The 19799-nt window shown below is 61.4% G+C and carries 17 protein-coding genes and 1 pseudogene; 13 read left to right on the top strand and 5 right to left on the bottom strand.

The annotated features are described in order from the left end of the window. Positions 1 to 22 precede the first annotated feature (22 nt). The 7 genes from ydcS to K5K89_RS06960 all read left to right on the top strand — a co-directional run bounded on the left by ydcS (position 23) and on the right by K5K89_RS06960 (position 9464). The gene (ydcS, locus tag K5K89_RS06990; RefSeq protein WP_071488757.1) at positions 23 to 1174 is read left to right on the top strand and encodes a putative ABC transporter substrate-binding protein YdcS; all 1152 of its coding nucleotides are present in this window, start codon (positions 23 to 25) and stop codon (positions 1172 to 1174) included. Positions 1175 to 1363: 189 nt separating this feature from the next. Continuing rightward, entirely contained in the window at positions 1364 to 2398 is a 1035-nt protein-coding gene (locus K5K89_RS06985) for an ABC transporter ATP-binding protein (protein WP_071488756.1), read from the top strand. 1 nt (position 2399) lies between these two features. Beyond that, positions 2400 to 3329: an ABC transporter permease gene (locus tag K5K89_RS06980; RefSeq protein ID WP_092241091.1), complete on the top strand. Its 930-nt coding sequence runs from the start codon at positions 2400 to 2402 to the stop codon at positions 3327 to 3329. Then, entirely contained in the window at positions 3319 to 4128 is an 810-nt protein-coding gene (locus K5K89_RS06975) for an ABC transporter permease (protein ID WP_025856826.1), read from the top strand. Before K5K89_RS06980 ends, K5K89_RS06975 begins: the two co-directional genes overlap by 11 nt. 21 nt (positions 4129 to 4149) lie before the next feature. Then, positions 4150 to 5574: a gamma-aminobutyraldehyde dehydrogenase gene (locus tag K5K89_RS06970; RefSeq protein ID WP_222541091.1), complete on the top strand. Its 1425-nt coding sequence runs from the start codon at positions 4150 to 4152 to the stop codon at positions 5572 to 5574. Positions 5575 to 5637: 63 nt separating this feature from the next. Further along, positions 5638 to 7500, top strand: coding sequence for an NAD(P)-binding protein (locus K5K89_RS06965; protein WP_092241087.1), 1863 nt, complete (start codon positions 5638 to 5640; stop codon positions 7498 to 7500). A gap of 338 nt (positions 7501 to 7838) precedes the next feature. Further along, positions 7839 to 9464: a glucan biosynthesis protein D gene (locus tag K5K89_RS06960; RefSeq protein WP_222541090.1), complete on the top strand. Its 1626-nt coding sequence runs from the start codon at positions 7839 to 7841 to the stop codon at positions 9462 to 9464. Positions 9465 to 9508: 44 nt separating this feature from the next. Here the strand turns inward: K5K89_RS06960 and K5K89_RS06955 are convergent, their stop codons facing one another. From K5K89_RS06955 to K5K89_RS06945, 3 genes are all read right to left on the bottom strand, one after another. Beyond that, entirely contained in the window at positions 9509 to 9694 is a 186-nt protein-coding gene (locus K5K89_RS06955; RefSeq protein WP_058423750.1) for a hypothetical protein, read from the bottom strand. A 270-nt stretch (positions 9695 to 9964) separates the two neighbouring features. After that, positions 9965 to 11071, bottom strand: coding sequence for an NADH:flavin oxidoreductase/NADH oxidase (locus K5K89_RS06950; protein WP_222541089.1), 1107 nt, complete (start codon positions 11069 to 11071; stop codon positions 9965 to 9967). A gap of 127 nt (positions 11072 to 11198) precedes the next feature. Continuing rightward, the gene (locus K5K89_RS06945; protein WP_071488750.1) at positions 11199 to 13100 is read right to left on the bottom strand and encodes a potassium transporter Kup; all 1902 of its coding nucleotides are present in this window, start codon (positions 13098 to 13100) and stop codon (positions 11199 to 11201) included. Positions 13101 to 13389: 289 nt separating this feature from the next. Here K5K89_RS06945 and rimO point away from each other — a divergent pair, with 289 nt between their 5' ends. From rimO to tsaA, 5 genes and pseudogenes are all read left to right on the top strand, one after another. After that, positions 13390 to 14730 carry a 30S ribosomal protein S12 methylthiotransferase RimO gene (rimO, locus tag K5K89_RS06940; RefSeq protein ID WP_003231334.1) on the top strand — a complete coding sequence of 447 codons (1341 nt, stop codon included), beginning with the start codon at positions 13390 to 13392 and terminating at the stop codon, positions 14728 to 14730. A gap of 105 nt (positions 14731 to 14835) precedes the next feature. Further along, a pseudogene (locus K5K89_RS06935) lies at positions 14836 to 15276 on the top strand (GNAT family N-acetyltransferase); the annotation flags it as partial. Positions 15277 to 15498: 222 nt separating this feature from the next. After that, complete coding sequence (locus K5K89_RS06930; RefSeq protein ID WP_222541088.1) at positions 15499 to 16209, top strand: rRNA pseudouridine synthase; 711 nt, start codon at positions 15499 to 15501, stop codon at positions 16207 to 16209. A gap of 67 nt (positions 16210 to 16276) precedes the next feature. Beyond that, positions 16277 to 16738, top strand: coding sequence for a DUF1456 family protein (locus tag K5K89_RS06925; RefSeq protein ID WP_016977930.1), 462 nt, complete (start codon positions 16277 to 16279; stop codon positions 16736 to 16738). Between the two features lie 3 nt (positions 16739 to 16741). Then, positions 16742 to 17437, top strand: a complete 696-nt coding sequence (gene tsaA, locus K5K89_RS06920) for a tRNA (N6-threonylcarbamoyladenosine(37)-N6)-methyltransferase TrmO (protein WP_222541087.1) — start codon at positions 16742 to 16744, stop codon at positions 17435 to 17437. A gap of 146 nt (positions 17438 to 17583) precedes the next feature. Here the strand turns inward: tsaA and fpr are convergent, their stop codons facing one another. Further along, positions 17584 to 18363 (bottom strand): ferredoxin-NADP reductase, encoded by a 780-nt coding sequence (gene fpr / locus K5K89_RS06915; RefSeq protein WP_003189055.1) that lies wholly within the window; start codon positions 18361 to 18363, stop codon positions 17584 to 17586. Between the two features lie 123 nt (positions 18364 to 18486). Between fpr and K5K89_RS06910 the strand changes: the two genes are divergently transcribed. Then, positions 18487 to 19413, top strand: a complete 927-nt coding sequence (locus K5K89_RS06910) for a LysR family transcriptional regulator (protein ID WP_222541086.1) — start codon at positions 18487 to 18489, stop codon at positions 19411 to 19413. A gap of 3 nt (positions 19414 to 19416) precedes the next feature. Here K5K89_RS06910 and K5K89_RS06905 read toward each other — a convergent pair whose 3' ends face one another. Continuing rightward, positions 19417 to 19779 carry a diacylglycerol kinase gene (locus tag K5K89_RS06905; protein WP_058423756.1) on the bottom strand — a complete coding sequence of 121 codons (363 nt, stop codon included), beginning with the start codon at positions 19777 to 19779 and terminating at the stop codon, positions 19417 to 19419. Positions 19780 to 19799: the final 20 nt, after the last annotated feature.

Here is a 19799-nt window from a genome sequence, read left to right as displayed (position 1 = left end):
AATTAAAGAAGAGGGAACCCCCATGTCTGCGCACAAGACCGCACTGCTCAGTGCTTTGACTACCGCGCTGCTGGCCAGCGCCAGCCTGCAGGCCGCCGAACCGCTCAAAGCGGTGGGTGCCGGTGAAGGCCAACTGGATATCGTCGCCTGGCCCGGCTATATCGAACGCGGCGAAAGCGACAAGGCCTACGACTGGGTCAGCGGTTTCGAGAAGGAAACCGGCTGCAAGGTCAACGTGAAAACCGCCGCTACCTCTGACGAAATGGTCAGCCTGATGGCCAAGGGTGGCTATGACCTGGTGACCGCGTCGGGCGATGCGTCGCTGCGGCTGATCGTCGGCAAACGGGTGCAGCCAATCAATACCGCACTGATCCCCAACTGGAAGAACATCGACCCCCGCCTGAAAGACGCGCCGTGGTACGTGGTTGGCCAGCAAACCTACGGCACCCCGTACCAGTGGGGGCCAAACGTGTTGATGTACAACACCAACGTATTCAAGACCGCGCCCACCAGCTGGAATGTGCTGTTCGACGCGCAGAACCTGCCGGACGGCAAGCCGAACAAAGGCCGCGTGCAGGCGTATGACGGCCCGATCTACATCGCCGACGCGGCCCTGTACCTCAAGTCGGCCAAGCCGGAACTGGGCATCCAGAACCCGTACGAACTCACCGAAACACAGTACAAGGCCGTGCTTGAATTGCTGCGCGCCCAGCAACCGCTGATCCACCGCTACTGGCACGACACCACCGTGCAAATGAGTGACTTCAAGAACGAAGGCGTGGTGGCCTCCAGCGCCTGGCCGTATCAGGTCAACGGCCTGCAGAACGAGAAGCAGCCGATTGCCTCGACCATTCCGAAGGAAGGCGCCACCGGCTGGGCCGACACCACCATGCTGCATGCCGAAGCCAAGCACCCGAACTGTGCCTACAAATGGATGGACTGGTCGCTGCAACCGAAGGTCCAGGGCGATGTGGCCGCCTGGTTCGGTTCGCTGCCGGCGGTGCCGGCGGCGTGCCAGGCAAGCGAATTGCTCGGCGCCGAAGGATGCAAGACCAACGGCTTCGACCAGTTCGACAAGATTGCCTTCTGGAAAACCCCGCAGGCGGAAGGCGGCAAGTTCGTGCCCTACAGCCGCTGGACCCAGGATTACATCGCGATCATGGGTGGCCGCTAGACACCATCGGTCTCCTGTGGGAGGGGGCTTGCCCCCGAGTGCAGTGTGTCAGCCAGCACATCTGTAACTGATCCACTGCTTTCGGGGGCAAGCCCCCTCCCACATTGACCGCATTCACAGATGTTTTGTTTTTTCAGAAGTCCAGGCCGGGCCGCTGCGACGACCCGTGCCTTTTCGGAGCACCGCACCATGACACTTGCAGTCCAATTCACTCACGTTTCCCGTCAGTTCGGCGAAGTGAAGGCCGTTGACCGGGTTTCCATCGATATCCAGGACGGCGAGTTCTTTTCCATGCTCGGGCCTTCCGGCTCGGGCAAGACCACCTGCCTGCGCCTGATCGCCGGGTTCGAGCAGCCGAGCGCAGGCTCGATCCGTATCCACGGCGAGGAAGCCGCCGGCTTACCGCCCTACCAGCGCGACGTGAACACCGTGTTCCAGGATTACGCGCTGTTCCCCCATATGAATGTGCGCGACAACGTCGCCTACGGCCTCAAGGTCAAGGGCGTGGGCAAGACCGAGCGCCTCAACCGCGCCGAAGAAGCCCTGGCCATGGTCGCCCTCGGCGGCTACGGCGAGCGCAAGCCGGTGCAGCTCTCCGGCGGTCAACGCCAACGGGTGGCCCTGGCCCGCGCCCTGGTCAATCGCCCGCGTGTGTTGTTGCTGGATGAACCCCTGGGCGCCCTCGACCTCAAGCTGCGCGAGCAGATGCAGAGCGAACTGAAAAAGCTGCAACGCCAGCTGGGCATCACCTTTATCTTCGTGACCCACGACCAGACCGAAGCGCTGTCGATGTCCGACCGCGTCGCAGTCTTCAACAAAGGTCGCATCGAGCAGGTCGACACCCCGCGCAACCTGTACATGAAACCGGCCACCGCCTTCGTCGCCGAGTTCGTCGGCACCTCCAACGTGATTCGCGGCGAGCTGGCGCAGCGCCTCAGCGGCAGCACGCAACCCTTCTCGATCCGCCCGGAACACGTGCGCTTCGCCGAGGGCCCGCTGGGCGCCGGCGAAGTGGAAATCAGCGGCCTGCTCCACGACATCCAGTACCAGGGCAGCGCCACCCGCTATGAACTGAAACTGGAAAACGGCCAGGCGCTGAACATCAGCCAGGCCAACAACCAGTGGCTGGACATCAGCAGCGGCCACCAGGTCGGCCAGTCCATCACCGCCCGTTGGGCGCGGGAAGCCATGACCCCGCTGACCGACAGCGCAGGCGAGGTGTAACATGAGCCTGGCTATTTCCCACCCGCCGATGCGCAGGTTTTCCAACCTGCTCTACCGCAAGCCCAACCTCTACCTGGCGATGCTGCTGGTGCCGCCGCTGATCTGGTTCGGCGCGATCTACCTCGGTTCGTTGCTGACCCTGCTGTGGCAAGGTTTCTATACCTTCGACGACTTCACCATGGCGGTCACGCCAGACCTGACCCTGGCCAACTTCGCCGCGCTGTTCCAGCCGTCGAACTTCGACATCATTGTGCGCACCTTGAGCATGGCGATCGTGGTATCGATCGCCAGTGCCATCGTGGCCTTCCCCATCGCCTACTACATGGCGCGCTACACCACGGGCAAGACCAAGGCGTTCTTCTACATCGCGGTGATGATGCCGATGTGGGCCAGCTATATCGTCAAGGCTTATGCCTGGACCTTGCTGCTGGCCAAGGGCGGCGTGGCGCAGTGGTTCGTGCAGCACTTGGGCCTGGAGCCTGTGTTGCAGTTCGTGCTGGGCGTTCCCGGCGTGGGCGGCAGTACCTTGAGCACCTCGCATCTGGGACGGTTCATGGTGTTTGTCTATATCTGGCTGCCGTTCATGATCCTGCCGATCCAGGCGTCCCTGGAGCGTTTGCCGCCGTCCTTGCTGCAAGCCTCCGCCGATCTGGGCGCCAAACCGCGCCAGACCTTCATGCAGGTGATATTGCCGCTGTCGGTGCCAGGGATTGCCGCAGGTTCCATCTTCACCTTCTCGCTGACCCTGGGCGATTTCATCGTGCCGCAACTGGTCGGCCCGCCCGGCTACTTCGTCGGCGGCATGGTCTACGCGCAGCAAGGCGCCATCGGCAACATGCCCATGGCAGCGGCGTTCACCCTGGTGCCGATCGTGCTGATCGCGGTTTACCTGTCCATCGTCAAACGCCTGGGGGCCTTCGATGCACTCTGAAAAATCCTCATTGGGCCTGAAGATCGCCGCCTGGGGCGGGTTGGTGTTTCTGCACTTCCCGATCCTGATCATCTTTCTTTATGCCTTCAACACCGAAGAAGCTGCGTTCAGCTTTCCGCCCCAGGGCTTCACCCTGAAGTGGTTCAGCGTGGCGTTCGCGCGGCCGGACGTACTGGAGGCGATCAAGCTGTCGCTGCAGATCGCAGCCATCGCCACGCTGATCGCCATGGTGCTCGGCACGCTGGCCTCGGCGGCGCTGTATCGCCGCGAGTTCTTCGGCAAGCAAGGCGTGTCGCTGATGTTGATCCTGCCGATTGCCCTGCCGGGGATCATCACCGGTATCGCACTGCTGGCGACGTTCAAGACGCTGGGTATCGAGCCTGGGATGTTCACCATCATCGTCGGCCACGCGACCTTTTGCGTGGTGATCGTCTACAACAACGTCATCGCCCGCTTGCGCCGCACCTCCCACAGCCTGATCGAGGCCTCGATGGACCTGGGCGCCGACGGCTGGCAGACCTTCCGCTACATCATCATGCCCAACCTGGGCTCGGCGCTGCTGGCCGGCGGCATGCTCGCCTTTGCATTGTCGTTCGACGAAATCATCGTCACCACCTTCACCGCCGGCCACGAGCGCACCTTGCCGCTGTGGCTGCTCAACCAGTTGAGCCGCCCGCGGGATGTGCCGGTGACCAACGTGGTGGCGATGCTAGTGATGCTGGTAACGATGTTCCCGATTCTCGGTGCCTATTACCTGACCCGCGGCGGTGAAAGCGTGGCCGGGAGTGGCGGTAAATAATTGTTTGAAGAGGACATGGCTATGCAAACCAAACTGCTGATCAACGGCCAACTGGTCGAAGGCGAAGGCCCGGCGCAGGCTGTATTCAACCCGGCTCTGGGCCGCGTACTGGTAGAAATCAAGGAAGCCAGCGAAGCCCAGGTCGACGCCGCCGTGCGCGCCGCCGATGCAGCCTTCGAAGGCTGGTCGCAAACCGCGCCCAAGGATCGTTCGCTGCTGCTGCTGAAACTGGCGGACGTGATCGAGGCCCACGGCGAAGAGCTGGCCAAGCTGGAATCGGACAACTGCGGCAAGCCCTACAGCGCCGCGCTCAACGATGAAATCCCGGCGATTGCCGATGTATTCCGTTTCTTTGCCGGCGCCAGCCGTTGCATGAGCGGTTCGGCCGGCGGTGAATACCTGCCCGGCCACACGTCGATGATCCGCCGCGACCCGGTGGGGGTGATCGCCTCCATCGCGCCGTGGAACTACCCGCTGATGATGGTCGCCTGGAAAATCGCCCCGGCCCTCGCCGCCGGTAATACCGTGGTGCTCAAGCCGTCGGAGCAAACCCCGCTGACCGCATTGCGCATGGTCGAACTGGCCGCTGAAATCTTCCCGGCCGGCGTGCTCAACCTGGTGTTCGGCCGTGGGCCTACCGTGGGCAGCCCACTGGTGACGCACCCTAAAGTGCGCATGGTGTCGCTGACCGGCTCCATCGCCACCGGCGCAAACATCATCTCCAGCACCGCCGACAGCGTGAAACGCATGCACATGGAGTTGGGTGGCAAGGCGCCAGTGATCATCTTCAACGATGCGGACATCGACGCCGCCGTGGAAGGCATTCGTACCTTCGGTTTCTACAACGCCGGCCAGGATTGCACGGCGGCCTGCCGGATTTACGCGCAGGCGCAGATCTACGACAAGTTCGTCGAAAAACTCGGCGCGGCGGTCGCCAGCATCAAGTATGGATTGCAGGATGACCCGGCCACGGAGTTGGGCCCATTGATTACTGCGCAACATCGCGACCGTGTTGCCGGGTTTGTCGAACGCGCCGTGGCGCAACCGCACATTCGCCTGGTCACGGGTGGCAAGGCGGTGGAAGGCAATGGTTTCTTCTTTGAACCCACCGTGCTGGCCGACGCACAGCAGGACGACGAGATCGTGCGCCGCGAAGTATTCGGGCCGGTGGTCTCAGTGACCAAGTTCAACGACGAAGCGCAGGTGCTGGGCTGGGCCAACGATTCGGACTACGGCCTGGCGTCGTCCGTATGGACCTCCGATGTAGGACGTGCCCACCGCCTGGCGGCACGCCTGCAGTACGGCTGCACCTGGGTGAACACCCACTTCATGCTGGTCAGCGAAATGCCTCACGGCGGTCAGAAACTGTCTGGCTATGGCAAGGACATGTCCATGTACGGGCTGGAGGACTACACCACCGTGCGTCATGTGATGTTCAAGCACTGACGATTCAACCCGGCATTCCCTCTGGATGCCGGGAACCTATAACAATAATTTTCAGGATCCCCCATGGATATCACCCGCCGCGACTTCCTCAACGGCGTCGCTGTCACCCTCGCCGCCGGCATGACCCCACTGCAAATCCTGCAAGCCGCCCCTGATGGCCGTTACTACCCACCCGCCCTTACCGGCCTGCGCGGCAGCCATGCGGGCTCGTTCGAAGTGGCGCACCAGATGGGCTGGGAAAAGAAGGTGTTCGACACCGACAAGCTGCCGGTCACCGAAGACTATGACTTGGTCGTCGTGGGCGGTGGCTTGAGTGGGCTGTCGGCGGCGTGGTTCTATCGCGAGAAGCACCCCAAGGCGAAGATCCTGATCCTGGAAAACCACGACGACTTCGGCGGCCACGCCAAGCGCAATGAATTCCAGGCCGGTGGCCGCATGATCATCGGCTACGGTGGCAGCGAGGCGTTCCAGTCGCCCAATCACCTGTACAGCAAGGAAGTGAACGGGCTGCTGAAAAAGCTCGGCGTGAACATCAAGCGCTTCGAAACCGCCTTCGACCGCCGGTTCTACCCCGGTCTCGGGCTGTCGCGCGGGGTGTTTTTCGACAAGGAGAACTTCGGCGAAGACAAACTGGTGACCGGCGACCCGACGCCGATGGTCGCCGACGACATCGCCCCCGACCAACTCAACGCACGGGCCATCCGCGATTTCATCAATGACTTCCCGTTGCCGGCGGCAGACCGTCAGGCCCTGATCGAGCTGCACACCGCGCCCAAGGACTACCTGCCGGGCAAGACCGCCAAAGAAAAGGCCGACTACCTGGCAGCCACCAGCTACCGCGATTTCCTGCTCAAGAACGTCGGTTTGTCGGAAGGCGCGGTGAAGTACTTCCAGAGCCGCACCAACGACTTCATGGCGCTGAGCATTGATGCCGTGGCGTCGGCCGATGCCTACAGCGTGGGTTTCCCAGGTTTTGCAGGGATGAACCTGGCGCCAATCAGCGAAGAAGCGGCAGCCGAAATGGAAGAGCCCTACATCTATCACTTCCCGGACGGCAATGCGTCGGTGGCACGGTTGCTGGTACGCAGCCTGATCCCGGGCGTGGCGCCGGGACATACCATGGACGATATCGTGCTGGCGGCATTCGACTACGCCAGGCTCGACCAACCCAAGGCGGCGGTGCGGCTGCGCTTGAACAGTACGGCGGTCAGCGTGCGTAACGTCGGCGACGGTGTGCATATCGGCTACAGCCGTGGCGGCCAACTCGCACAGGTGCGTGGAAAACGCTGCATCCTGGCCTGCTACAACATGATGATTCCGTATTTGTTGAAGGATTTGCCGGCACCGCAGGCTCACGCCTTGAGCCAGAACGTGAAGTACCCGCTGGTGTACACCAAGGTGGTTATCCGCAATTGGCAGTCATTCCAGAAGCTCGGCGTTCACGAGATTTACGCGGCAACCCAGCCCTACAGCCGGATCAAACTGGACTACCCGGTGAGCATGGGCGGCTATGACCACCCGCGCGACCCGACGCAGCCGATCGGCTTGCACATGGTCTACGTGCCCACCAGCCCCAACAGCGGCATGAACGCCCGCGACCAGGCCCGCGCCGGGCGTGGCAAGTTGTATGGGCAGACGTTCGAACAACTGGAAGCGCAGTTGCGTGACCAGTTGCAACGCATGCTCGGGCCCGGCGGTTTCAATCATGAGACCGATATTCTGGCGATCACTGTCAACCGCTGGTCACACGGTTATGCGAGCTTCTCCAACAGCTTGTTCGATCAAGCCGATGAAACCGAAGCGTGGATGCAGCTGGCGAAAAAGCCGGTGGGGCATGTGAGCATCGCCAACTCGGATGCGGCGTGGAGTGCGTATGCCCACGCGGCGATTGATGAGGCTTACCGGGCGGTGGGTGAAGTCGCCTGAAATGCAGTCTGAATGTGGGAGGGGGCTTGCCCCCGATTGAGTTGGACCTGCGCAGTATTCAGTGACTGGCACACCGCTATCGGGGGCAAGCCCCCTCCCACATTTGGATCTTCATATTTCTTAAGTAATGTGTTCGACCACAGAATCGGAAATGTCTTGTCGCATTTGCAACGCCATCACCACGCTATCAATCAATTTTCCTACGTCATCGAACCGCTTAAGCTATCCGGCGTCTGTTTAATGTCCGTTGCGTTTGGTCGAAGGCATGTCCGAACCGTAATTTCTGATCCGCTACGTGCCAGGAACGGCGCGGGATTTGCTCACGACAGGTTGTCTCTATGCACCGCAGGAATTTGCTCAAAGCGTCCATGGCCATTGCGGCTTACACCGGCTTGTCGGCCAGCGGCCTGCTCGCCGCCCAGGCCTGGGCCGGGAACCGTGCTGCCGATGGCAAGGCCGTGGCGTTCGACTTCGACACGCTCAAGGCCCAGGCCAAACAACTCGCCGGGACCGCTTACAAGGACACCAAACAGGTGCTGCCGCCCACGCTGGCGACCATGACCCCGCAGAATTTCAATGCCATCGGCTACGACGGCAACCATTCGCTGTGGAAGGAATTGAACGGCCAACTGGACGTGCAATTCTTCCACGTCGGCATGGGTTTCAAGACACCGGTGCGCATGCACAGCGTCGACCCCAAGACCCGTGAAGCCCGTGAGGTGCATTTCCGCCCCTCCCTGTTCAACTATGAAAAAACCACGGTCGACACCAAGCAACTGACCGGCGACCTGGGCTTCTCCGGCTTCAAGCTGTTCAAGGCGCCGGAACTGGATCGCCATGACGTGCTGTCGTTTCTCGGTGCCAGCTACTTCCGCGCGGTGGATTCCACCGGCCAGTACGGCCTTTCTGCCCGTGGCCTGGCCATCGACACCTACGCGAAAAAACGCGAGGAGTTCCCCGACTTCACGCAGTTCTGGTTCGAAACCCCGGACAAGAACGCCACCCGCTTCGTAGTCTACGCACTGCTCGACTCGCCGAGCGCCACCGGCGCGTACCGCTTCGACATCGACTGCCAGGCCAACCAGGTGGTGATGGCCATCGACGCCCATATCAATGCGCGTACCACCATCGAACAATTGGGCATCGCGCCGATGACCAGCATGTTCAGTTGCGGCACCCACGAACGCCGCATGTGCGACACCATCCACCCGCAGATCCACGATTCGGACCGCCTGGCGATGTGGCGCGGCAACGGCGAGTGGATCTGCCGACCGCTGAACAACCCGGCCAAGCTGCAATTCAACGCATTTGCCGACAAAGACCCGAAGGGGTTCGGCCTGGTGCAGACCGACCATGAGTTCGCCAGTTACCAGGACACCGTGGACTGGTACAGCAAGCGCCCGAGCCTATGGGTCGAACCGACGACCGCCTGGGGCGAAGGCTCGATCGACCTGCTGGAAATCCCGACCACCGGCGAGACCCTCGATAACATCGTGGCTTTCTGGACGCCGAAAACACCCGTGGCCGCCGGCGACTCGCTCAACTACGGCTACAAGCTGTACTGGAGCGCGCTGCCGCCGGTGAGCACACCGTTGGCGCAAGTCGATGCAACCCGTTCGGGCATGGGTGGCTTCACCGAAGGCTGGGCACCGGGTGAGCACTATCCGCAAGTCTGGGCGCGTCGCTTTGCCGTGGACTTCAAGGGCGGCGGCCTGGATCGCCTGCCGCCAGGCACCGGGATCGAGCCGGTGGTGACCTGTTCCCATGGCCAGGTGAAGGACTTCAGCGTGCTGGTGCTGGATAACATCAAGGGCTACCGCATCCTGTTCGACTGGTACCCGACCAGCGACAGCGTGGAGCCAGTTGAGCTGCGCCTGTTCATTCGCACCCATGACCGCACTTTGAGCGAAACCTGGCTGTACCAATACTTCCCGCCGGCGCCGGACCAGCGCAAGTACACCTGATGCACCGCGTTCCCACGCTTGCGTGGGAACGCCCCCTCTTCGGTTCAGAACCGCGACACACTCTTCATTGCCCCAATCAAATAGCGCATCGCCACCTGATCGTTCTCGGTCAGCGCTCGATACTGCGCCAGCAACTCCATTTCATCCGAGCTCAACCTTCGCCCCCGCAATGACACCCTGCGGGTCAGAAAAGACGCTACCGCACCCGCCACACCATAGGACTTGGCCATGGACTGCTTCTCCTGTTATCCAACAAATACTCCTGGTGCCCATAACCCCTTCCCGTGAAGCGCAATGCCTGCGTGGGAAAACCGACTGACTCCCTGGGCCAGAAATCAGGCTTACCCTAAGCGTAGAAACGATCTCGCCAAGCGTGCGATTTTTTTAGAGTAATCACTTAAATAATTACATCGGTAACGAATACCTACAGCGCTATCCCACGCTATGACTGTAAAAAAACCCACCGGGTCAGGGTGGGTTTCGGCGGAGCGTGTCAGGGCTCAATCTCTCAAATCCGACTCGTGGATGGGTTGGTCACGATGGGTAGCACGCTGGTACTGCGCCGGCCAGATCGCCTTGCGCCCGCCCAGGTCATCATCGGCGTGCAACGGCCAGTACGGGTCGCGCAACAGCTCACGGGCAAGGAAGATAATATCGGCCTGACAGGTGCGCAGGATGTGCTCGGCCTGGGCCGGCTCGGTGATCATGCCCACGGTGCCGGTGGCGATGCCCGACTCCTTGCGCACGCGTTCGGCGAAGCGGGTCTGGTAGCCGGGGCCAGTGGGGATCTCGGCGTTGGCGGCGGTACCGCCTGACGAAACGTCGATCAGGTCCACGCCCAGGTCTTTCAGGCGACGCGCCAGTTCCACGGTTTCATCCGGGTTCCAGCCGTCTTCCACCCAGTCGGTGGCCGACACCCGCACAAACAGCGGCAGCTCCTGGGGCCAGCTCTCACGCACGGCCCTGGTCACTTGCAGCACCAGGCGGATGCGGTTTTCGAACGAGCCACCGTACTGGTCCTGACGTTGGTTGCTGATCGGTGACAGGAATTGATGCAGCAGGTAACCATGGGCGGCGTGGATTTCCACCACTTCAAAACCGGCGGTCAGCGCGCGTTTGGCAGCGGCGACGAAATCGGCGATCACTTGCTGGATCTGCCCTTCGTCCAACTGCCTGGGTTGGGTGTGCTGAGGGTCGAAGGCAATCGGTGACGGCCCCACCGGCACCCAGCCGCCGTCCTCCGGCTTGACGCTGCCATGCTTGCCGATCCACGGCCGATGGGTGCTGGCCTTGCGCCCGGCGTGAGCCAGTTGAATGCCGGCCACCGCGCCCTGGGCGGCAATGAAGCGCGTAATGCGTTGCAGCGGTTCGATCTGGGCATCGTTCCAGAGACCCAGGTCCTGGGCGGTGATGCGGCCATCGGCGGTCACGGCGGTGGCTTCGGTGAAAATCAGCCCGGCGCCACCGACGGCGCGGCTGCCAAGGTGCACCAGGTGCCAGTCATTGGCCAGGCCGTCATCGCTTGAGTATTGGCACATCGGTGAGACCGCGATGCGGTTGAGCAGGGTCAATTGACGCAGGGTATAGGGTTCGAGCAGCTGACTCATGGCGCACCTCTTCTGGGTTCTGTGGGCACTATTCAAACGGTGCTTAGAGCCTAGTCGACAACGCTGGATTGCACAGGGTTCAGAAGGAAAAGCGGGAGCCGATTGCCGGCCCCCGGTTGGCTGCCGCTTACATTTCGACCTGGGTGCCCAGCTCGATCACGCGGTTTACCGGCAGTTTGAAGAAGCGCAGGTTGCCGTTGGCGTTCTTCAACATAAAAGCGAACAACGCTTCGCGCCAGCGGGCCATGCCCTTGATTCGCGAAGCGATCACCGTTTCGCGGCTGAGGAAGTAGGTGGTGCGCATCGGGCTGAAGTCCAGGCCATCCAGGTGACACAACTTCAGCGCTTCGGGCACGTCCGGCTCATCGGTGAAACCAAAGTGCAGGATCACGCGGAAGAAGCCTTCGCCATAGGAATCCACCTCGAAACGCCGTGTGGCCGGTACGCGGGGAATATCCTCGTAGACCACCGTCAGCAGCACCACTTGCTCATGCAACACCTGGTTATGCAGCAGGTTGTGCAACAGCGCGTGGGGCACGGCGTCCGGACGCGCCGTGAGGAACACGGCGGTACCCTGCACGCGATGGGGTGGTTGCACGCGGATACTGCCGATAAAGATCGGCAGCGGCAGGCCGCCTTCGTCTAGGCGCTCCACCAGCAATTGCTTGCCGCGCTTCCAGGTGGTCATCAGCACGAACAGCACAATCCCCGCCAGCACCGGGAAGGCACCGCCCTGGATGATCTTCGGCACGTTGGCGGCAAAGTACAGCCCGTCGACCAGCAGGCAGCACACCAACACCGGCACGGCCAGGATCGGTGGCCATTTCCACAGCAGCAGCATCACCGCCGACACCAGGATGGTGGTCATCAGCATGGTGCCGGTCACCGCCACGCCGTAGGCCGATGCCAGTGCGTTGGAAGATTCGAAGCCGAGCACCAGCAGGATCACGCCGACCATCAACGACCAGTTCACCGCGCCGATGTAGATCTGGCCCTGTTCGGCGCTGGAGGTGTGCTGGATATGCATACGCGGGATGTAACCCAACTGGATCGCCTGGCGCGTCAACGAGAACGCACCGGAAATCACCGCCTGGGACGCGATCACCGTGGCCAGGGTGGACAACACCACCAGCGGGATCAGTGCCCAGCTCGGGGCCAGCAGGTAGAACGGGTTGCGCGCGGCTTCCGGATCGCCCAGCAGCATCGCACCCTGGCCGAAGTAATTGAGCACCAGCGCCGGCAGCACCAGCATGAACCAGGCCCGGGCGATGGGTTTGCGCCCGAAGTGGCCCATGTCGGCATACAGCGCCTCGGCGCCGGTCAGTGCCAGCACCACCGCGCCAAGGATGGCCACGCCAATGCCGGGGTGAGCCTCGAAGAAGCGCACGGCCCATATCGGGTTCAGCGCACTGAGCACTTCAGGGTGCAGGGTGATGCCATACACACCGAGGCCACCCAGCACCAGGAACCAGGTCACCATCACCGGCCCGAACAACTTGCCGATGTGATCGGTGCCGTGCTTCTGGATCAGGAACAGCGCCACCAGCACCACCAGGGCGATGGGCACGACCCATTTCTCCAGGCCGTCGAACGCCAGTTCCAGGCCTTCAACGGCGGACAATACGGAAATGGCTGGGGTAATCATGCTGTCGCCATAGAACAGCGCCGCGCCACACAAGCCGCACACCACCAGGAAGCTGCGCAGCTTCTTGCGCTCCCCCGCCGCCCGCCGTGCCAGAGCCGTAAGGGCCATGATGCCGCCCTCGCCCTGGTTGTCGGCGCGCAGCACGAACAGCATGTACTTGATCGAGACCACCCAGATCAGCGACCAGAAGATCAGCGCCAGGATCCCCAGCACGCCATCATGGTTGACCTGAACCCCATAACCGCCGTTGAACACCTCTTTGAGGGTGTACAGCGGGCTGGTCCCGATATCGCCGTAAACCACCCCGACCGCTGCCACCAGCATGCCAATCGGCTTGGCGTTTGACTGCTCGGCACCTGCTGCCTGACTACTCGCGTGACCCATCAACCACTCCTGCCCTTTGACCTGCGGTCTTTTATTAACAACGCGTCTAAGCTGACCCTAGCATGCGCCGTTTTACTTCTCGTAACAGACGTTTTGTTGACCTTAGGGTTTTACCTACGCACAACGGCGCGAAGCATAGCGCAGCACTCGTCGCATTTCCCTGCATAAAGCTGGTCAAGTGCGCTGCCCGTCGCTAGAATTGCGCACTTTTTGATCAGAGGCGCGCCAAGCGCCCGTCCGCAGCTCTGTCGTGCCCGACGGGCGGCGTCATTCAATACCGAGGTTAGACATGTCCACCACCATCGCAAAAGCCAACCCCAAGGTTGGCTTTGTTTCCCTGGGTTGCCCGAAGGCCCTGGTCGACTCCGAGCGCATCCTCACGCAACTGCGTATGGAAGGCTACGACGTTGTGTCCACCTACCAGGACGCTGACGTGGTGGTGGTCAACACCTGCGGCTTCATCGACTCGGCCAAGGCAGAGTCGCTGGAAGTGATTGGCGAGGCCATCAAGGAAAACGGCAAGGTCATCGTGACCGGCTGCATGGGCGTGGAAGAAGGCAATATCCGCAACGTGCACCCGAGCGTGCTGGCCGTGACCGGCCCGCAGCAGTACGAGCAGGTAGTCAACGCCGTGCACGAGGTGGTGCCACCGCGCCAGGACCACAACCCGCTGATCGACCTGGTACCGCCGCAAGGCATCAAGCTGACGCCGCGTCACTACGCTTACCTGAAGATTTCCGAAGGCTGCAACCATAGCTGCAGCTTCTGCATCATCCCGTCGATGCGCGGCAAGCTGGTCAGCCGTCCGGTCGGTGACGTACTCGACGAGGCCCAGCGCCTGGTCAAATCCGGTGTCAAAGAGCTGCTGGTGATCTCCCAGGACACCAGCGCCTACGGCGTCGACGTGAAATACCGCACCGGTTTCTGGAACGGCGCGCCGGTGAAAACCCGCATGACCGAACTGTGCGAAGCCTTGAGCAGCCTGGGTGTGTGGGTGCGCCTGCACTACGTCTACCCGTACCCGCACGTGGACGAGCTGATCCCGCTGATGGCCGCCGGCAAGATCCTGCCGTACCTGGACATCCCGTTCCAGCACGCCAGCCCGAAAGTGCTCAAAGCCATGAAACGCCCGGCCTTCGAAGACAAGACCCTGGCGCGCATCAAGAACTGGCGCGAGATCTGCCCGGAATTGATCATCCGTTCGACCTTCATCGTCGGTTTCCCCGGCGAAACCGAAGAAGACTTCCAGTACCTGCTGGACTGGCTGACCGAAGCCCAACTGGACCGCGTCGGCTGCTTCCAGTATTCGCCGGTGGAAGGCGCCCCGGCCAACCTGCTGGACCTGGCCGTGGTGCCGGACGACGTCAAGCAGGACCGTTGGGAGCGTTTCATGGCGCACCAGCAGGCCATCAGCTCGGCGCGCCTGCAACTGCGCATCGGCAAGGAAATCGAAGTGCTGATCGACGAAGTCGACGAGCAAGGCGCCGTTGGCCGCTGCTTCTTCGACGCGCCGGAGATCGACGGTAACGTGTTTATCGACGATGCCAGCGGCCTGAAGCCGGGCGACAAGGTCTGGTGCACCGTGACCGATGCCGATGAATACGACCTGTGGGCTGAAAAGCGCGACTGATCGGTGTAAAAAGTTGAAAAAGCCCTGCTTCTGGACAAGATGCGGGGCTTTTTTAGGTCTATCGTTTTGCCCATCAACGCCGATCATCGGCAAGGGGCAGCGGGCATGCGTCAGCATTCGGTTATCCACACACCTAAAACCAGCGACTACACCGAGTTGGCGCGGATCTGGGAGGCCTCGGTACGCGCCACCCATGACTTCCTGCCGGACAGTTACATCGAGTTGCTGAAAAACCTGGTGCTGACCCGCTATCTGGATGCCGTGATGCTGATCTGCACCAAGGACGCCCGTCAGCGCATCACCGGGTTTGCCGGGGTCGCGAGCGGCAAGGTGGAGATGCTCTTCATCGACCCGCAGCACCGGGGCCAGGGCCTCGGGCGGCAGTTACTGCGCTATGCCATCGAACACCTGAATGCCGACGAACTGGATGTCAACGAGCAGAATCCCCAGGCGCTGGGGTTCTACTTCAAACAAGGCTTCGAGGTGATCGGACGCACGGAGCATGACGGCCTGGGCCAGCCTTATCCGTTACTGCATATGCGTCTGGCAACGCCTGAAACGACACTGAACAACTGTGGGAGGGGGCTTGCCCCCGATAGCCGATTACCAGCCACTGGATTCTTTGCTGATACACCGCCATCGGGGGCAAGCCCCCTCCTACATTCAGACCGGGTTGAGCCAAATAAGACCGCGCGCCCTGAAATGGAGCCGGGATTAACCGGCGCCAGGCAGGTACAATAGCCACCCCCTTTTGTTACGGCCCTTGTCATGACTGACCCCATACGCCTCTCCAAACGCCTTATCGAACTGGTCGGTTGCTCCCGTCGGGAGGCTGAGCTGTTCATCGAAGGCGGCTGGGTCTCGGTGGACGGTGAAGTGATCGACGAACCGCAGTTCAAGGTCACCACCCAGAAGGTCGAACTCGACCCCGAGGCCAAGGCCACCGCGCCCGAGCCGGTGACCATCCTGCTGCACGCCCCGGTCGGCGTGGATGCCGAAACGGCCATGGCGTCGATCAGCGCCGAAACGCTCTCGGAAGAACACCGCTTCGGCAAGCGCCCGCTCAAGGGCCACTTCCTGCGCCTGACCGCCAGTGCCGACCTGCAGACCAAGGCCAGCGGCCTGCTGGTGTTCACCCAGGACTGGAAGATCCTGCGCAAGTTGACCGCCGATGCCGCCAAGATCGAGCAGGAATACGTGGTGGAGGTTGAAGGCGACATGGTTGCCCACGGCCTCAACCGCCTGAACCACGGCCTGACCTATAAAGGCAAGGAACTGCCGGCCGTCAAAGCCAGCTGGCAGAACGAAAACCGCCTGCGCTTTGCGATGAAAAACCCGCAACCGGGAGTGATCGCACTGTTCTGCGAAGCGGTTGGCCTGAAAGTCATCGCCATTCGCCGTATCCGCATCGGTGGCGTGTCCATCGGCAAGGTGCCAGTCGGCCAATGGCGTTACTTGTCCGGCAAAGAGAAGTTCTAAGCCGCCGCACTTTTTCCGACACCGCCTGACTGGCGGCGTCCTCAGTTGAATACCAGGATTGCCCACCATGATTCACAACGACGTACTGCGCAGCGTGCGCTACATGCTCGACATCAGCGACAACAAGATGGTCGAGATCATCAAGCTCGGCGGCATGGACGTGACCAAGGACGACCTGCTCACCTACCTCAAGAAGGACGAGGAAGAAGGCTTCGTGTTCTGCCCGGACGACGTCATGGCGCATTTCCTCGATGGGCTGGTGATCTTCAAGCGCGGCAAGGACGAAAGCCGTCCGCCGCAGCCGATCGAAACCCCAGTGACCAACAACATCATCCTCAAGAAACTGCGTGTGGCCTTCGAACTGAAGGAAGACGACATGCACGCCATCCTCAAGGCCGCCGAGTTCCCGGTGTCCAAGCCGGAACTGAGCGCGCTGTTCCGCAAGTTCGGCCACACCAACTACCGTCCATGCGGCGACCAGTTGCTGCGTAACTTCCTCAAGGGCCTGACCCTGCGGGTTCGTGCGTAAGCCATGAGTTACCAGGTCTCGCCCGTCGGGTTCGTGCGCTCCTGTTTCAAGGAGAAGTTCGCCATTCCGCGCCAACCGCAGTTGGCGCCAGCCGCCCGTGGCGTATTGGAGCTAGTGGCGCCGTTCGACAGCGGCGAGGCGGTGCAGGGCCTGGAGCAGGTCAGTCATGTGTGGTTGCTGTTTCTGTTCCACCAGACCCTGGAAGACAAGCCTCGCCTGAAAGTGCGCCCTCCGCGCCTGGGCGGTAACACGTCCATGGGCGTGTTTGCCACCCGAGCCACGCACCGCCCGAATGGCATTGGCCAATCAGTGGTGAAGCTGGACAAGGTGGAACCGGGACGCCTGTGGATTTCCGGGATCGATTTGCTGGATGGCACGCCGATCCTGGATATCAAGCCGTATGTGCCGTATGCCGACATTGTCGACACGGCCACCAACAGCATCGCCAGCGCAGCGCCGCAGCTTATCCCCGTGCAGTGGCTAAAGACTGCGCTGCAGCAGGCACAAGGGCATGCTCAGCGCCTTGGCGAGCCCCTGGTGGAACTGATTGATCAGTGCCTGGCGCAGGATCCACGACCGGCGTATCAGGTGCCGGGACCGGAGCGCGAATACGGGGCGCAGTTCTGGGATGTGGATGTGCGTTGGCACTATCCCGAGGCGGGGGTGATTTGTGTGTTGGAAGTGCTACCGGCTGGATAAACCGAAAACCCAATGTTGGAGGGGGCTTGCCCCCGATAACAGTGTGTCAGCTACAGATGTATCAACTGACACGCACTCATCGGGGGCAAGCCCCCTCCCACATTTGGATCTTCTGTGTGGCCCAGTCAGCATATGGCCCGGCTATCTTACTTCTCGACGAACGCGCGCTCGATCAGGTAATCACCCGGCTCACGCATGCGTGGCGAAACCTTCAGGCCGAAGCTGTTCAGCACTTCGCTGGTTTCATCCAACATGCTTGGGCTGCCGCACAGCATGGCGCGGTCGTCCTCGGGGTTGATCGGGGGCAGGCCAATGTCGCTGAACAGCTTGCCGCTGCGCATCAGGTCGGTCAGGCGGCCTTCGTTCTCGAACGGCTCGCGGGTCACGGTCGGGTAATAGATCAGCTTGTCACGCAAGGCCTCGCCGAAGAATTCGTTCTGCGGCAGGTGCTCGGTGATGAATTCGCGGTAGGCGACTTCGTTGACGTAACGCACGCCGTGGCACAGGATCACCTTTTCGAAACGCTCGTAGGTTTCCGGGTCCTGGATCACGCTCATGAAGGGAGCAAGGCCGGTACCGGTGCTGAGCAGGTACAGGTGTTTGCCTGGCTTCAAATCGTCAAGCACCAGGGTGCCTGTCGGTTTTTTGCTGATGATGATCTCGTCGCCTTCCTTCAGGTGTTGCAATTGGGAAGTCAGCGGGCCATCAGGCACCTTGATGCTGAAGAACTCCAGGTGCTCTTCCCAGTTCGGGCTGGCAATGGAGTAGGCGCGCATGAGCGGGCGGCCGTTGGGCTGTTGCAGGCCGATCATCACGAACTGACCGTTCTCGAAGCGCAGGCCCGGATCGCGGGTGCACTTGAAGCTGAACAGAGTGTCGTTCCAGTGATGAACACTGAGGACACGCTCGTGGTTCATGTTGCTCATGTACGGGGGACTCCTGGAAATGGGTCTGCGCCAAATGTAGTTGCGCAATTGCACAGCATTCTAATGGCGGCGAAAATATCTGTTAACTGGATTATTAAGATAAGGGTTATCGGTTATATCGATATGCGATTTACTCTCCGTCAACTGCAAGTCTTCGTCGCCGTCGCCCAGCAGGAAAGCGTCTCCCGCGCTGCTGGCCTTCTGGCCTTATCTCAATCCGCCGCCAGCACTTCCATTACCGAGCTGGAGCGTCAATCCAGCTGCCAATTGTTCGACCGTGCAGGCAAACGCCTGAGCCTCAACGCGCTCGGTCATCAACTGTTGCCCCAGGCGGTAGCGCTGCTGGACCAGGCAAAGGAGATCGAAGATCTGCTCAACGGCAAGTCCGGCTTCGGCTCCCTGGCGGTCGGCGCCACCCTGACCATCGGCAACTACCTGGCCACCCTGCTGATCGGCAGCTTCATGCAGCAGCACCCCGAGAGCCAGGTGAAACTGCATGTACAGAACACTGCACATATCGTGCACCAGGTTGCGCATTACGAAATTGACCTGGGTCTAATCGAAGGCGACTGCAGCCACCCGGATATCGAGGTGCAAACCTGGGTGGAAGATGAACTGGTGGTGTTTTGCGCGCCGCAGCATCACCTGGCCAAGCGTGGTATGGCGAGCATGGATGAGTTGACCCGCGAGGCGTGGATCCTGCGGGAGCAAGGCTCGGGCACACGCTTGACCTTCGACCAAGCCATGCGCCATCACCGCAGCGCGCTGAATATCCGCCTGGAGCTGGAACACACCGAGGCGATCAAGCGTGCGGTGGAATCGGGATTGGGGATTGGCTGTATTTCGCGGCTGGCGCTGCGCGACGCGTTTCGCCGCGGCAGCCTGGTGCCGGTGGAAACCCCGGACCTGGACTTGGCCCGGCAGTTCTACTTCATCTGGCATAAACAGAAGTACCAGACCTCGGCCATGCGCGAGTTCCTGGAGTTGTGCCGCGCCTTCACCGCCGGGGTTCAGCGCAGCGACGAGATCGTGCTGCCGAGCATTGCCTGAAGCTCAGATCAGGATGACGGCCCACACCAGGGTGATCATGGTCAGGGCCACGAATTGCGCTGCGCTGCCCATGTCCTTGGCGTTTTTCGACAGTGGGTGGCGGTCCAGGGAGATGCGGTCGATCGCCGCCTCTACCGCTGAGTTGAGCAACTCGACGATCAACGCCAGCAGGCACACAGCGATCAACAACGCTCGCTCGACCCGGCTGACATTCAGGAAGAAGCTCACCGGGATCAGGATCACGTTGAGCAACACCAACTGACGGAACGCCGCCTCGCCGGTGAACGCTGCGCGCAGGCCATCCAGGGAATATCCCCCAGCATTGAAGATACGTTTGATACCGGTTTGACCCTTGAAAGGCGACATAGATGTAGGCAACTGAACCA

The sequence above is a fragment of the Pseudomonas sp. DR208 genome, from assembly GCF_019823005.1.
GTDB classification, from domain to species: Bacteria; Pseudomonadota; Gammaproteobacteria; order Pseudomonadales; family Pseudomonadaceae; genus Aquipseudomonas; species Aquipseudomonas extremorientalis.
The sequence above is the reverse complement of the archived record's forward strand: the minus strand, read 5'-3'. Positions and strand labels throughout refer to the sequence as shown.

Bases quoted from the DNA above. Each gene is read 5' to 3' on its own strand.
- ydcS (WP_071488757.1), top strand. From the start codon at position 23: ATGTCTGCGCACAAGACCGCACTGCTCAGTGCTTTGACTACCGCGCTG.
- K5K89_RS06985 (WP_071488756.1), top strand. From the start codon at position 1,364: ATGACACTTGCAGTCCAATTCACTCACGTTTCCCGTCAGTTCGGCGAA.
- K5K89_RS06980 (WP_092241091.1), top strand. From the start codon at position 2,400: ATGAGCCTGGCTATTTCCCACCCGCCGATGCGCAGGTTTTCCAACCTG.
- K5K89_RS06975 (WP_025856826.1), top strand. From the start codon at position 3,319: ATGCACTCTGAAAAATCCTCATTGGGCCTGAAGATCGCCGCCTGGGGC.
- K5K89_RS06970 (WP_222541091.1), top strand. From the start codon at position 4,150: ATGCAAACCAAACTGCTGATCAACGGCCAACTGGTCGAAGGCGAAGGC.
- K5K89_RS06965 (WP_092241087.1), top strand. From the start codon at position 5,638: ATGGATATCACCCGCCGCGACTTCCTCAACGGCGTCGCTGTCACCCTC.
- K5K89_RS06960 (WP_222541090.1), top strand. From the start codon at position 7,839: ATGCACCGCAGGAATTTGCTCAAAGCGTCCATGGCCATTGCGGCTTAC.
- K5K89_RS06955 (WP_058423750.1), bottom strand. From the start codon at position 9,694: ATGGCCAAGTCCTATGGTGTGGCGGGTGCGGTAGCGTCTTTTCTGACC.
- K5K89_RS06950 (WP_222541089.1), bottom strand. From the start codon at position 11,071: ATGAGTCAGCTGCTCGAACCCTATACCCTGCGTCAATTGACCCTGCTC.
- K5K89_RS06945 (WP_071488750.1), bottom strand. From the start codon at position 13,100: ATGGGTCACGCGAGTAGTCAGGCAGCAGGTGCCGAGCAGTCAAACGCC.
- rimO (WP_003231334.1), top strand. From the start codon at position 13,390: ATGTCCACCACCATCGCAAAAGCCAACCCCAAGGTTGGCTTTGTTTCC.
- K5K89_RS06930 (WP_222541088.1), top strand. From the start codon at position 15,499: ATGACTGACCCCATACGCCTCTCCAAACGCCTTATCGAACTGGTCGGT.
- K5K89_RS06925 (WP_016977930.1), top strand. From the start codon at position 16,277: ATGATTCACAACGACGTACTGCGCAGCGTGCGCTACATGCTCGACATC.
- tsaA (WP_222541087.1), top strand. From the start codon at position 16,742: ATGAGTTACCAGGTCTCGCCCGTCGGGTTCGTGCGCTCCTGTTTCAAG.
- fpr (WP_003189055.1), bottom strand. From the start codon at position 18,363: ATGAGCAACATGAACCACGAGCGTGTCCTCAGTGTTCATCACTGGAAC.
- K5K89_RS06910 (WP_222541086.1), top strand. From the start codon at position 18,487: ATGCGATTTACTCTCCGTCAACTGCAAGTCTTCGTCGCCGTCGCCCAG.
- K5K89_RS06905 (WP_058423756.1), bottom strand. From the start codon at position 19,779: ATGTCGCCTTTCAAGGGTCAAACCGGTATCAAACGTATCTTCAATGCT.